This is a genomic window from Spirosoma lituiforme (assembly GCF_054776635.1).
The window spans coordinates 476,679-490,495 of sequence record NZ_BAAHBO010000002.1 but is presented as its reverse complement, the minus strand read 5'-3'; the positions used below and the strand labels follow the sequence as shown (position 1 = coordinate 490,495).

The window sequence follows — 13,817 nt, the reverse complement described above, 5'->3', positions numbered from 1 at the left end:
AAAAACCTGTTTTACGCTGGTTGTTGCGCTTCGACGGCCAGCAAATACACCGCCATTGACTCCCCGATAGTCGCAATCCATTGGTCATAATCCGTAATGGCCTGCTGGCGCTGGCTTTCGGTAATGTACCCGGCATCGACCAGTTGAGGGCCGCGCAACTCGGCCACTTCGGACCATAAACGGCTGGCTACGCTAAAATCAGAATCGCCTTTCTGGGTTCGTTCAACTTGTTCAGTTACCTGCACGGTCGGGAAGCCGATGCCGTACATCATCTCTGCCAGGTTGTCGGCGATGGCATTGTCGAAATCCGCATCCTGCCGCCAGCGTAAAAAGGCGTCATAGAAGAGTTGCATCGCTTTGGGTGGATCGGGCGTCCATGCGATTTTTTCGTGGTTGAAGTCAAGAATCGCCAGATGACCCCCGGGTTTGACCAATCGCTTCATGTTTGCAAGAGCCACTTTGGGCTGGGCCAGCCACTGCAGCGTACGGGCGCAGGTGACCAGATCGAAGCGTTCGTCGGTATCAAACGAGTAGACATCGGCTTGCTGAAAGGCGAGGCCGGATATAGCATCTGCGTGTTGGCCGGCCTGCTCAATCAGGGCTGAACCAGGATCGATGCCCAGCACCCGACCCGTAGGTCCGGTTTTGCCGGCGATACTGCGTGTAATGGCACCCGATCCGCAACCCACATCGAGTACTGCTAAACCGGGTCGTAAATACTTGAGCAGGTTACGATTTGCGTTCTCGACGGTCCGGCGTTCCAGAACCGGGTTGTGGGCTTCGGGCATCTTCGCCCGGTCTGTAATGGATTGATTAATCATAACCAAGGGAAATAAAAACAGGTCGCGTTAACGCGACCTGGGTCTTTTGTTGTCATTCTGACCAGTCCGATGCACGTAATAACGGTTTACTTCCTCGTCGAGAATTGGTAAATGGTTGTGGTCTTATACGTTTGACCGGGCTTCAGCTCGGTTGTTGGGAAGGCCGGATGGTTTGGGGAGTCGGGGTAATGCTCCGTTTCGAGGCAGAGCGCAGAACGTTTCTTGTACGCGAACCCTTCCCGACCAACCACCTGTCCATTCAGGAAATTGCCGGTATAAAACTGAACGGCTGGTTCTGTCGTGCGAACTTCCATCACGCGCCCGCTGGTGGGTTCGTAAACGGTGGCTGCCAGTTTAAGCGAATCGGCAGGTCCGTTCAGCACCCAGCCGTGGTCATATCCGCCACCGTATTTGATCTGGGTATCGGTTGAGTCATTGATGCGGCTACCCACCACGGTTGGCTTCAGGAAGTCGAACGGTGTACCGGCTACGGGCTTCAGTTCGCCCGTTGGAATCAGGGTCTGGTCGACAGCGATAAACTTGTCCGCGTTGAGCGTCACGACGTGGTCGAGAATGTCGCGTTTGGCACCACCCGTCAGGTTGAAGTACGTGTGGTTGGTCAGGTTCACGACCGTTGGCTTGTCGGTCGTTGCTTTGTAATCGATCTTGAGCGCGTTGTCCTTCTGCAAGGTGTACGTTACTTCGACGGCCAGATTACCGGGGTAACCTTCTTCGCCATCTTTAGCCGTATAAGCCAGTTTGAGAGCGGGTTCATCGCCGTTAACCGGGGTAGCGGTCCAGAGTACTTTATCGAAACCTACTTTACCGCCGTGCAGGTGGTTGCCCATGTTGTTGATGAACAGGTTATACTCCTTACCCTCAAGCGTGAATTTTCCTTTGGCAATGCGGTTGCCGTACCGGCCAACCAACGCCCCAAAAAACGGGTTGTTCTTCACGTAAGCCGACAGAGAATCCTGCCCTAAGGTTACGTCTTCAAATTTGCCGTCTTTATCGGGTGTTTTCAACCCAACGATGATGCCGCCATAATTTGTGATCTGGGCCGTCATACCCGACGCATTGGTCAGCGTGTACAGATCGGCCTCCCGGCCATCGGGGAGTTTGCCGTACACGGTTTTCTCGATGCCCGGCTTCGATTCGTCGGTTTGATTTTCTTTCTTGGATGAGCAGGAAGTCATAGTTAAGCAACTGGTTAACAGGGCCAGCGATAAAAGTTGAGGCAGAAGCTTCATAAAGGAGTAAGGTTTACCATAAAACATATCCCTACGTAAAGAGTGGTGGCGGGGTTTCATACTATACACCCTAGCAACCCTGCCCGTAGTAGGCGTTTTTTCCGTGTTTCCGTTCGTAGTGTTTCAGCCGTAGCGTATCCTTGATCCGGGGCGTGTCGGGGTTGATCTGAAGCGTCATATAGGCCATCCGGGCCACTTCTTCCAGCACGGCTGCGTTATAGACCGACTTCTCGGCGGTTTTTCCCCAGGTGAACGGGCCGTGATTTTGCAGCAGGACCATCTCGACTTCCTTGTGCGATAGCCCCTTTTCCCGGAACACGTCGAAAATCTGGTTGCCGGTTTCGTGTTCGTAATCGCCCTGAATCATTTCGTCGGTCAGCGCCGGTGCGCAGGGAATATCCTGATGGGTGTGGTCGGCATGGGTCGTTCCGAAGATGGGGATGTCCATACCCGCCTGTGCCCAGGCCACAGCGTAGGTGCTGTGGGTGTGTGTAATGCCGCCAATGTCGTTCCAGGTTTTATACAGCAACGCGTGCGTTTTCGTATCCGACGAGGGGCGCATGGTTCCGGCGACAATCTTCGCGTCGTAGTCGCAGATCACGATGTCTTCGGGTTTGAGCAGGGCATATGGCACCCCGCTGGGCTTGATGGCAAACACGGCTTTGTCGCGATCGACAGCGCTGACGTTGCCGAAGGTAAACAGCACCAGCCCCAGCTCCGGCAACTGCATATTAGCCTCGTAGCATTCGTTTTGGAGGGATTTGTACATGGTTAAAGAGCGAATGAGTGAATGAGCGAAAGAGCGAAAGCTTCCGTCCGAAGAAAGATGCACCGCTGAACAGTCGCTCTTTCATTCTTTCGCTCTTTCACTCTTTGAACCGCTCTTTACATTTCTAATACCACCACCGATACCGGGGGCAGCGTAACGGTTAGTTCATCGCCGGTTAGTTTGGCACCGGAGAAGGGTGCGGGTTTCACTTTGTTCGGCTGGGCGAAAGTGTTGTAGTCCTGCACTTTTGCCGACGTCAGGATACGGCCTGATACGCTTTTCGCGCTGATCCCTTTCAGGTTTACCGTGATCGTCTGAGGCTTTCCGGCGTCGATGTTGACCAGCGAAATGTGCGTTTTTCCAGCCTTGTCGCGCGAGGCAGAAACCGATACCGCGGGGAGTTTATACTCACCCACTTTGTAGTCGTCCGCTTTCACGCTGACGGGCAGCATCGTCGCATCCTGGTGAACGTTATACATTTCCAGCACGTGATAGGTGGGCGTCAGCAGCATTTTCGGCCCATCGGTCAGAATAACGGCCTGTAGTACGTTGATCGCCTGCGCGAGGTTAGCCATTCGAACCCGTTCCGCGTGTTTGTGGAAAATATTGAGCGTAGCCCCCGCCAGTACGGCGTCGCGCATGGTGTTCTGCTGGAAAAGAAATCCCGGATTCGTACCCGGCTCAACGTTGTACCACGCACCCCACTCGTCGACGACCAGCGCGACCTTTTTCTTCGGGTCGTACTTGTCCATGATGTCGGAATGCTTCTGCACGAACTCGTCCATTTTCAGGGCCTCGTTCATGGTGTGGGCGTAGTCGGTTTCGGTAAATTCCGTGGCCGACCCTTTCGCGTTTTCACCCCAGCCGAACACGGAGTAGTGGTGCATCGCTACGCCTTCGAGCATGTTGCCGGGAATATTTTTCATAAGCGTTTCAGTCCAGTTGTAATCATCCGAACTGGCTCCTGATGCGATACGGAAGATCTTTTCCTTGCCGACCTGCCCATTCATGAACGTGCTGTACTGCCGGTAGATATTGGCGTAATAGTCGGGTTTCATGTTTCCTCCACAACCCCAGGCTTCGTTGCCGACACCCCAGTACTTAACGTTCCAGGGGGTTGACCGCCCGTTCTGCTGCCGCAGCGCCGACATGGGACTGTTGCTCGGGAAATTGACGTACTGCACCCATTCGCTGAGGTCCTGCACGGTACCGCTGCCGACGTTACCGGCCAGATACGGCTCGGTTCCCAGCAGTTCGCACATGTTCAGGAAGTCGTGCGTACCGAAGCTGTTATCTTCCGTGACACCGCCCCACCAGGTATTGACGATTTTGGGCCGTTTGGCTTTCGGACCAATGCCGTCTTTCCAGTGGTACGTATCGGCGAAGCAGCCGCCCGGCCAGCGCAGATTCGGAATTTTCATCTTCTTCAGCGCATCGACCACGTCGAGCCGCACTCCGTTTTTATTCGGAATGGTTTTATTGTTATCGCCGACGTAGAACCCGCCGTAGATGCAGCGGCCCAGGTGTTCGGCGAAGTGCCCATAAATATGTTTGTTGATAACGATTTTGCCATCACCAGCATCAATGGTCACCTTGTTTTGTGCCGAGATACTAAGCGCAAAACAGGCAAAGGCTAGGGTAAGGAATTGTTTTTTCATAATGGTTTCATGGATGAAAAGGCTTTCGCTTATTCATTCTGTTTCCGTGGTCCGTATCTTCACGGGTCATCTATCCGGCAAGCTGGCGTACGAGCGGTCCGTGAGGACACGGACCACGGAACCGAAAAACGCTCTTTCGCTCATTCACTCCGCTTCGGCGACCGTCCGCGGCTGCGGTCCGATTTCGCGCTTTATTTATAGTACACCTCGCTCCAGCGTAACTCGTTTTTCAACTGGCGGAGGTTGGTATTCCGGTCAATGACGACCAGCTCGACCCCGAAGATGTCGGCGAAATCCTCAATGTGGTCGGTTGTGAGGTTTTGGCTGTACACCGTGTGGTGAGCACCCCCAGCCAGAATCCAGGCGGCACAACCCGTTTGCATATCGGGCATGGGTTTCCAGATGGCACGTGCTACGGGTAGTTTCGGAAGTGCTTCCGGTACGTCGATGGCTTCGACTTCGTTGACCAGCAGGCGGAAACGGTTACCCATATCGATCAGCGATACGTTGATGGCCGGGCCAGCCGGGGCATTGAACACCAGCCGGACGGGGTCGGCCTTACCTCCGATACCCAGCGGATGAATTTCGCAGGTGGGTTTATCGGCGGCAATGGACGGACAAATTTCGAGCATGTGCGAACCCAGCACCAGCGGATTGGATGGATCAAAATGATAGGTGTAATCCTCCATGAACGAGTTGCCGCCTTTAAGGCCAGCCGCCATCACTTTCAGCGTGCGGACCATAGCGGCTGTTTTCCAGTCGCCTTCTCCCGCAAAGCCATACCCTTCGGCCATTAACCGTTGGGCTGCAATGCCGGGTAACTGCGCCATGCCGTGTAGGTCTTCGAACGTATCCGTAAATGCGGAGAAATTGCCGTCTTTCAGAAAAGCCCGCAAGCCCAGTTCAATCTTGGCTGCATCCCGGAGCGAACCGTGCTGAGCCCCGCCCCGCAGCAGCGAATCCATCAGCGTGTAGGTGTCTGCGTATTCGGCTACCAGTTGGTCAATGTCGCCATCGGCTATTTGATTGATTACCGAAACCAGATCGCCAATACCGTGCGTATTCACCGACATGCCAAAGGTTATTTCAGCGGCAACTTTATCGCCATCCGTAACGGCCACCTGCCGCATGTTGTCGCCAAAGCGAACGACCTTCATTGTTTTCAGTTCGTAAGCCGCTACCGACACGCGACACCAGTCGGCCAGTTTAGCCAGCACATCATCCTGCTCCCAGTAGCCAACAACGATCTTGCGGTTCAGGCGCATTCGGGACATGATGAACCCAAACTCCCGGTCGCCGTGGGCCGATTGGTTGAGGTTCATGAAGTCCATATCGATGGAGCTCCAGGGAATGTCGCGGTTGAACTGGGTGTGCAGGTGGAGTAGTGGCTTTTTAAGCACGGACAAGCCCCGAATCCACATTTTGGCGGGCGAGAACGTATGCATCCAGGTGACAATGCCCACGCAATTGGGGGCTACGTTGGCCTCCTGGCAAATGGCATAAATCTCATCCGGCGTTTTCACAACGGGCTTATACACTACCCGTACCGGAATTTTCGGCGACTTGTCGAACGATTGCGCAATGAGTTGCGAGTGCTCCGCTACCTGACGTAACGTTTCTTCGCCGTATAGGTGCTGGCTCCCCGTAACGAACCAAATTTCAAACTGTTTCAGATCAAGCATTAGTGAAAAAATGTTTTTATGTGGTGGTGTCAGTTTTAAGAAATTGACACCACTAACCTTACTTCATTATTGACGATACTCACTTCCCTTCGACAAAAGCGCCCAGGGCCAGGTATTTCTGATAGAGGGTTTCGTAAGTAGCCACGTACGCTGGCCGGGGGTGGTATTCTGCATCGAATCCTGAGCCCATCGCCTGTTGAGCCGCTTCCATGGTGGGGTGAACGCCAGCCGCTACGGCCGCACACATGGCGGCTCCCAAAGCGCAGGCCTGATCGGCGCTGGCAACCTGAATGGGTTTGTTCAGCACATCCGCAAGGGTCTGCATGACGAACGCCGATTTTTTGGCGACACCACCAATCGCGATCACTTTTTTGATCGGAACGCCTTCCTCAATAAACCGATCGACGATGCTGCGGGAACCAAAGGCGGTCGCTTCCACAAGGGCTTTGAACACTTTTGCCGCATCGGTACCAAGGTTTAGGCCTGAAATGGCTGCCTTGAGGGTGTGATCGGCGTCGGGTGTTCGCCGACCGTTGATCCAGTCCAGCGCGATACTATCTGTCGGTGTAACCGGCAGGTTGGCCGCCTGCGCCGATAAGTGCGGGATCAACTGACGACTCATTGTATCAGCGGCTTCGTTACCCAAAAGGTCGCGTACAGGTCCTGTAATCAGTCGGGAAAACCAGGCGTAGAGATCGCCGAATGCCGACTGGCCCGCTTCCAGTCCCAGCATTCCCGGTGCCACGGAGCCGTCGACCTGGCCGCAAATGCCCCGGATAAGCCGATGCCCGATTTCCTCATTGGGAGCCATCAGGATGTCGCAGGTCGAGGTGCCAATGATCCGCACAAACGCATAGGGTTCTATTTGAGCGCCGATAGCGCCCATGTGCGCATCGAAAGCCCCGACACCGACCACAACATTGGTCGAAAGACCCAGTTTTTCGGCCCATTCGGCAGACAGATGACCTATCGGCTGATCGGATGTGTACGTATCCGTGAACAGACGATCCCGCAGCCCGTCCAGCAGCGGGTCCAGTTTGGTTAGAAAATCATTAGATGGTAATCCGTCGAACTCGCTATGCCAGAGTGCTTTATGGCCAGCCGCACAGCGTGATCGCCGAATGGTAAGCGGGTTGGTATTGCCCGTCAGTACGGCCGATATCCAGTCGCAGTGTTCAACCCAGGAGAAGGCGTGTTGCTGAACGGCTTCATCGACCCGCAGCGTACGCAGAATCTTGGCCCAAAACCATTCCGAAGAGTAGATGCCCCCTACGTATTTGGTATAATCGACATCCCAATGGTGCGCCAGCGTATTGAGTTCTTCCGCTTCGGCATTGGCCGTATGGTCCTTCCACAGAATAAACATACCATTCGGATTTTCGGCGAAGTCCGGGCGAAGAGCCAGGGGCAATCCTGTTTCATCGACCGGGCCAGGCGTCGAACCGGTTGTATCGATGGAGATGCCGACAACCTGTTTCCGAACCTCATCGGAAACACCGGCTAAAGCCCCATTGATCGTTTCGGTCAATCCTTCGAGGTAATCTAGGGGGTGCTGCCGGAACTGAGATTGAGCGGGCTCGCAATACAGCCCCTGTTTCCAGCGACTATATTCATGAACGTGGGTGCCAATCGTTTCGCCGGTTTGGGCATTGACTACCAGCGCTCGGACTGAGTCGCTACCAAAATCCACGCCAATAACGTAAGAGTTGTTCATTGCTAGACTAAGTTCATGACGCCGACGAAAGGGCTTATCAGCTCATGTGGTTAAATCGAAAAGGGGTCTTTTGAGAATGGTGTTTATCTGACACAATACTAGCGCATTCTTAGACTATTTCCATGAGAAAACGTGATTATTTTTCTAATTCGGCTAATAGAGGGTCAGTTCGGGAAAGAAACTTACATAGTCGGTTAGGTATTCCTGGTACTTGGTCGTATTTAACCGATACAGTTGTCCTTTTTTGGTTACCGACGTTGTATCTTTCTCGCCCGTACCGATCAGCAGATCCGTGGACAGAATTTTCCGGCTAAAATTTCGGCGGTCTAGTTGCTTGGTATAGATGGCCTCGTACACTTTTTGCAGCTGCGGAATGGTAAATTTTTCGGGCAGAAGTTCAAAGCCGATGGCGTGTAGAGCTGCCTTGTATCGCAGTCGATGAAGTGCCTGCTCAACCATCGCATCGTGATCGAAAATCAGGCTCGGCTTCTCTTCTAAATTTACCCAGGAAGCGTTGTGCGCCCGAATGGCATTGATGTCCTGATCCTGAATATTGACCAGCGAATAGTAAACAACCGATATGGTCCGCTCGACCGGGTCGCGGGATATGGCGCCAAACGTCTGAAGTTGTTCGAGGTAAGTGTTGGTCAGGCCGGTGAGATCGTATAAAATACGCTGGGCTGCTGCTTCAAGGTCTTCGTTGTCGTGTAAGAAACCACCCATCAGCGACCAGCGGCCCTGCTCTGGTTCCATATTGCGTTTGATGAGTAGCAATTTCAGTTGTTCGCCATCATACCCGAAGATGATGCAATCCAGAGCTACCAGAATTCGACTGGGATGCGTATAGTGAATCATTCGCCGTTGCTGAAGATAACTACCTGTTCTGATCAGCCTACGAAGTACTAATTAGAACAACATTATATACCTGCTAAATAGGTATAACTAGTTTGTTCCTCAAACCTACTGACGTTACCCGACAGAATTTAATCTATTGACTGATTAAGTTGCAGACCGACGATTGCGTACGTAGTTCGTTTAGGGGGAAACAGGCTGAGTGCCCATGGCTCGTGATGACATGAGCCATGGGCACTCAGGCAAATTTGGCTGACGCATGAGCGGTCCGTGTTTATGCGGGCTTGGGCGTAAAGGTAGCTACCAGCTTAACCAGAGACGCTACTCGATCACGCAGGGCATCGGGCGACAACCCCTGACCGGAGAATAGCTGCGAGCCGATGCCAACCGCCGTGACACCTGACCGAAACCAGGCCGACAGGCTATCAATGGTGGGTTCAACGCCCCCCGTTACCATTAGTTTCAGACCGGGCATGGGGCCTTTAATGGCCTTGATGAAGTCGGGCCCAACAACATTACCCGGAAATACTTTGACAATTCCGGCTCCCAGTTGCGTTGCCTGATAAATCTCGTTCAGGGTAGAGCCCGCCGGCATCCAGGAAACACCCCGTGCCCGGCAGACGTCCCCGACGGCCGCCGTGGTAACCGGTTGTACCACAAAATCGGCACCGGCATCCAGAAACTGTTCTGCATCGTCGGCTGTCAGAATGGTGCCGATTCCCATAGCCATATCAGGGCAGTTTTCGCGGACGTATCGGATTAAACCCGTAAAAACGGACAGGGCCTTGTCGCCCCGGTTGGTAAATTCAAATACCCGCAGCCCGCCGTCATAACAGGCCTGCACAATGGCTTGTGCATGGGCTTCGTCGGGGTGGTAGAAAACGGGAACAATGGGGTGGTTAATAACCAGGTTAAGGATTTGGTCGGGCGTGAAGGCTGACATAAAGCGTTAGTGTAAAGGGGTTGATTCGTAAATTCTGTTTGTAATACCGGCAACAGTTTGTCGGGTGGCGTCACCGAACTCCTGCAATTTACCAAAGGCAGCTTCAGCCGCGAAATTAACGACTTGCTGAGGACTATGCTGGTGATACAGACCGTAGATCAGTCCCGCCATGAAACAATCGCCACTGCCTACCCGATCAACGACTGAATCCGTCAACAATTCGGGGGAAACAACTTGACGGCCCTCGGTAAACAGGGTCGTGTAGTAGCGAAGCCCCGTCGGTGGTGTGTCGAAACGAAAGGTGTTCGCCACTACTTTGCAGCGCGGAAACTGTTTCTGGATAGCCTCCGAGGTGGCCTGCGCGTGGGCTACGTAATCGGACTGTCGGCCTTTGGTATGGATGTGTTCATCGACCGGAATGCCCAATAAAGCATTGGCGGCCCATATATTTCCCATCACGACATCACAGTACGCCACCAAATCGGGCATAACATCGGTCGGGGCCATGCCATACTGCCACAGCCGCGCCCGGTGGTTCAGGTCAATCGAAACGGTAATGCCTCTGGCCGAGGCTACTGCCATCAGCTCCCGGCAGGCCTCTGCTACATTGGCGTTCAGAGCGGGACTGATGGCGCTCACGTGTAGCCAGGCCGTATCATCGAGCACATTGTTCCAGTCGACGCTGCCGGGCAAAAGCTCAGAAAACGATGAATAGGCGCGGTCATAAATCACGCCCGCATGCTTGAGATCGGTTCCCTGGGGCAAATAATAACTGCCAACCCGCTGCCCGGATCGAACAATACCGGATGTATTGATACCCTGGCTGTTTACATATCCGATGATGTCATCGGCCAACGCATTTTCCGGCAGAACGGTGCTGTAGTTTACCGGAAGGCCCCAGTTGGACAGTGCCGTTGCCACGTTCAATTCGGCCCCACCAACGAATACCGGCATCGTTCCCTGCCGAATCCATTCGCCGTCGGCAACGGGTGAAAAGCGTAGTAATAATTCGCCGAAGCAGGAAATTCTGGTCATATCTACTAGTCAGGAAATAAGCGAACGAGTGGTATTTTAGTGGACCCTTGCCGGTCATTTATACCCAATAGAGTAATTATTGGCTCGTTCATACCCATTTGTCAGTCGAAGACGAAGTAACGTGATTCATGGATGGTATGAACGGGAAGTAACAGGTTAGTGAATTGGCTTTTGCGCAGAAGTAACTTTTGTCTATGTATAGCCTCTGGTTGCGCAATAGCTCATAAGTGTAATCAGTGCGTTTCGCATCGGGAAACAATGCGTTTGATTTTTTTACGCAAACGTTGTCGGGAACGTTGCCAACTTGCCTGCTGTAACAAATACTTATCGTAGGGTGCAGCGACTTGTTGGCTAATTCTATGAAATCGGTCTACTTTTGCAGCTTCTTTTTTTTGTATTTTCCCAATACAGCTTTTTTTTCAAAGTAGTCAGACAGTCATGCTGTAGCCAGCCTGGGAAAATACTTGACCGGGTCTTGTGTGTAAATAAGACCTATTAGTTAGACCAATCCATTGCATCTATTAGCCTCTTTTCTCCTGTACCTGCTGTTATCTGTACCTGCTTCCCCGACCAACGCAGGCATACTGTCAATCAACGAGTCGTCCACCCGACTTCCTTCGAAAGCCGGTCCCGGTAAGCACAGCCGCCCTAAACCGCAGCCCCGAAAGAAAACGGAGAAGAAACGCCAGCCCAAAAAGTCTCCCAGAAAACAGTCGATCCGGCCGAAAAACAGGCGCGTTGTGCGTTCGGCTAAATCGGCCAGAAAAGTCCGTTCAACGGCCAAACCAGCTAAATCGGCCAGGCCTGTCAGGAAAGCGGCCGTACGGACAGTGAGTAAAACGCTGGCCATTATGGGACCTCGATACGCGACCATTCCCATATTGGACAATCAGCTTGGCGGGGCCGTTTATTACCTGGCTTCGGGGCATGGTGGCCCTGATCCGGGAGCAATCGGCAAGTATGGTTCCCAGCGCCTGCCCGAAGATGAATACGCGTACGATGTCACGATCCGGCTGGCTCGGGTGCTTATTCAGCATGGCGCTACGGTATATATGATTGTTCAGGACCATAATGACGGTATTCGGGATGGGGCCGTGCTGCCCATCGACTACGACGAACGAGCTTATCCCAACTTGCCCATTCCCCTCGATCAGACAACCCGGCTGCGGCAAACAACGACGGCCGTGAATCGGCAGTTTGCCCGGCACAAAGAGCGCTATCAGCGGTTTATCACGATTCACGTAGATAGCCGAAGCAAAGGGGAAACGATTGATGTCTTTTTTTACCATCACCCCCAGAGTAATATTGGGCTGAGGCTGGCCCGTCAGATTCACCGAATGTTTCAGGTCAACTATAAACGCTATCGGCCGGGGCGGCCTTACATGGGTCGGGTCAGTAGCCGTGGAACGTTATACGTAGTCAAAAACAGCCATCCGCCAACCGTATTTATTGAGTTGGGCAATATCCAGAACTCGCTCGACCAGCGTCGGTTTTTGCTGGCCCAGAACCGCCAGGCGCTGGCCAACTGGATGTGCCAGGGTATGCTGCTGGACTATAAAAAGCGCTAATAACTTCTCCCTTGCGCCGTCATCAGACATTAAATGTTGATAAATAGTCCTGCTAAATTCACAATTTTTTAGCGTCACTACCTTTATTGTCAGAACCATGTGTATTTTTGACACAAAGGTTCTGCGTACGTCGTTGAGCGATTGTGGATGGCGCGAGGCTCCAGCCTCGTGTCGACTATACTCCGGCCTCCGGCCAGTATACACATGAGTACTAGTTGTTATTTGCCGATTAGTTGATGCCGGCCAGAGGCCGGGCAATACTAGGCACGAGGCTGGAGCCTCGCGCCATTAGCGCCATCAATCCAGTTTTATTCCTTTACTCCTTACTCGTTCATGAAAACACGCAAATTAATTCGTCTAGTCAATCTTCGTGGTTTCGGGATTGCGCTCGGCACCGCTGTGACCCTGTCGGGTGCACTGGCCCAGATGCCCCAGCGGACTCCCACGCCCAACGACACGCTGAAATCGCCGAATGTGCTGGCTGATAAACGGGTGGCTATTCAGATTTACGCCCCCAAAGCCAGCGAGGTAACCGTGAGTGGCGATTTCTCATCGACCAACAAACCCGTCAGCCTCGTTAAAAACGAGCAGGGAGTATGGTCAGCGGTGCTGGGGCCACTGCGCCCCGATTATTATACCTACACCCTGATGGTGGATGGTGTACGGACGATGGATCCTAAAAATCCGGTGGTCAAACAGGGTATCAGCACCCTCGAGAATGTGATGGCTGTGCCGGGTGCCGAAACCGTATTTGAGGATAACCGGGCGGTTCCTCATGGCGAAGTGCGGGAGGTCTGGTATTCGTCGAAATCGTTGAACAGGATGCGTCGGATGCACGTGTATACGCCACCCGGTTACGAAAAAGGCAGCGGAAGATACCCGGTCTTTTACCTACTGCATGGGGGGGGCGACGATGATTCGGGCTGGAACACGGTAGGACGGGCTGGTTTCATCCTGGATAATTTATTGGCTGCCGGACAGGCAAAACCAATGATTGTGGTCATGCCGAATGGCAGTATGCCCATGCCGCCCACCACGGGGCAGACGAACCCAATGCAGGGATTAAGCACCATGCGCGATCTGTTCGCCAACGAGTTTCTCAACGATGTTATGCCTTACGTGGAGAAAACGTACCGCACCTTGCCGAGTCGGGAAAATCGGGCACTGGCGGGCTTGTCGATGGGTGGTTTTCAGACACTGGACGTGAGCCTGACCCGGCCCGAGTTATTCGATTACGTAGGCGTGTTCAGTTCGGGCTTTTTCGGTCCGGCAATTGATGAAGCGGAGACCAAATATGCTAAAGCCCTGAATGATGCGTCCTTCAATAAAAACAAGAAACTCTTCTGGGTTGGGATTGGCAAAGATGACTTTGTGATGGATGCGAACAAGAAAACGCTGGCGCTCCTCGATAAGCACAAGATCAATTATCAGTACAAGGAAACGGCGGGTGGGCATACCTGGATTAACTGGCGGCAATACCTGAACGAGTATGTTCCCTTGTTATTCAAGTAAATTAATCCATCTC

At 53.1% G+C, this 13,817-nt stretch carries 12 protein-coding genes; 2 read left to right on the top strand and 10 right to left on the bottom strand.

The annotated features are described in order from the left end of the window. Window positions 1-11: 11 nt before the first annotated feature. The 10 genes from ACYU87_RS10480 to ACYU87_RS10435 all read right to left on the bottom strand — a co-directional run bounded on the left by ACYU87_RS10480 (window position 12) and on the right by ACYU87_RS10435 (window position 11,574). On the bottom strand, window positions 12-821 hold the full coding sequence (locus ACYU87_RS10480; protein ID WP_461134015.1) for a class I SAM-dependent methyltransferase: 810 nt from the start codon (window positions 819-821) through the stop codon (window positions 12-14). Window positions 822-907: 86 nt separating this feature from the next. After that, the gene (locus ACYU87_RS10475) at window positions 908-2,071 is read right to left on the bottom strand and encodes an aldose epimerase family protein (protein WP_461134014.1); all 1,164 of its coding nucleotides are present in this window, start codon (window positions 2,069-2,071) and stop codon (window positions 908-910) included. 70 nt (window positions 2,072-2,141) lie between these two features. Beyond that, window positions 2,142-2,840, bottom strand: coding sequence for an L-ribulose-5-phosphate 4-epimerase (locus tag ACYU87_RS10470; RefSeq protein ID WP_461134013.1), 699 nt, complete (start codon window positions 2,838-2,840; stop codon window positions 2,142-2,144). Between the two features lie 116 nt (window positions 2,841-2,956). Further along, a complete protein-coding gene (locus ACYU87_RS10465) occupies window positions 2,957-4,498 on the bottom strand; it encodes an alpha-N-arabinofuranosidase (protein ID WP_461134012.1) in 1,542 nt (513 codons plus the stop codon). Between the two features lie 191 nt (window positions 4,499-4,689). Beyond that, window positions 4,690-6,180 carry an L-arabinose isomerase gene (gene araA / locus ACYU87_RS10460; protein WP_461134011.1) on the bottom strand — a complete coding sequence of 497 codons (1,491 nt, stop codon included), beginning with the start codon at window positions 6,178-6,180 and terminating at the stop codon, window positions 4,690-4,692. Window positions 6,181-6,259: 79 nt separating this feature from the next. Further along, on the bottom strand, window positions 6,260-7,894 hold the full coding sequence (locus ACYU87_RS10455; protein ID WP_461134010.1) for a ribulokinase: 1,635 nt from the start codon (window positions 7,892-7,894) through the stop codon (window positions 6,260-6,262). A 153-nt stretch (window positions 7,895-8,047) separates the two neighbouring features. Further along, on the bottom strand, window positions 8,048-8,749 hold the full coding sequence (locus ACYU87_RS10450; RefSeq protein WP_461134009.1) for an NUDIX hydrolase: 702 nt from the start codon (window positions 8,747-8,749) through the stop codon (window positions 8,048-8,050). 271 nt (window positions 8,750-9,020) lie between these two features. After that, window positions 9,021-9,689, bottom strand: coding sequence for a beta/alpha barrel domain-containing protein (locus tag ACYU87_RS10445; protein ID WP_461134008.1), 669 nt, complete (start codon window positions 9,687-9,689; stop codon window positions 9,021-9,023). Between the two features lie 6 nt (window positions 9,690-9,695). After that, window positions 9,696-10,724 carry a sugar kinase gene (locus ACYU87_RS10440; RefSeq protein WP_461134007.1) on the bottom strand — a complete coding sequence of 343 codons (1,029 nt, stop codon included), beginning with the start codon at window positions 10,722-10,724 and terminating at the stop codon, window positions 9,696-9,698. Between the two features lie 499 nt (window positions 10,725-11,223). Then, window positions 11,224-11,574, bottom strand: a complete 351-nt coding sequence (locus ACYU87_RS10435; protein ID WP_461134006.1) for a hypothetical protein — start codon at window positions 11,572-11,574, stop codon at window positions 11,224-11,226. Between the two features lies 1 nt (window position 11,575). On the opposite strand from ACYU87_RS10435, the gene ACYU87_RS10430 reads away from it, so the two are divergent. Both ACYU87_RS10430 and ACYU87_RS10425 read left to right on the top strand, forming a co-directional pair. Continuing rightward, entirely contained in the window at window positions 11,576-12,292 is a 717-nt protein-coding gene (locus ACYU87_RS10430) for an N-acetylmuramoyl-L-alanine amidase family protein (protein WP_461134005.1), read from the top strand. Window positions 12,293-12,718: 426 nt separating this feature from the next. Then, complete coding sequence (locus tag ACYU87_RS10425) at window positions 12,719-13,804, top strand: esterase (protein WP_461134366.1); 1,086 nt, start codon at window positions 12,719-12,721, stop codon at window positions 13,802-13,804. Window positions 13,805-13,817 lie beyond the last annotated feature (13 nt).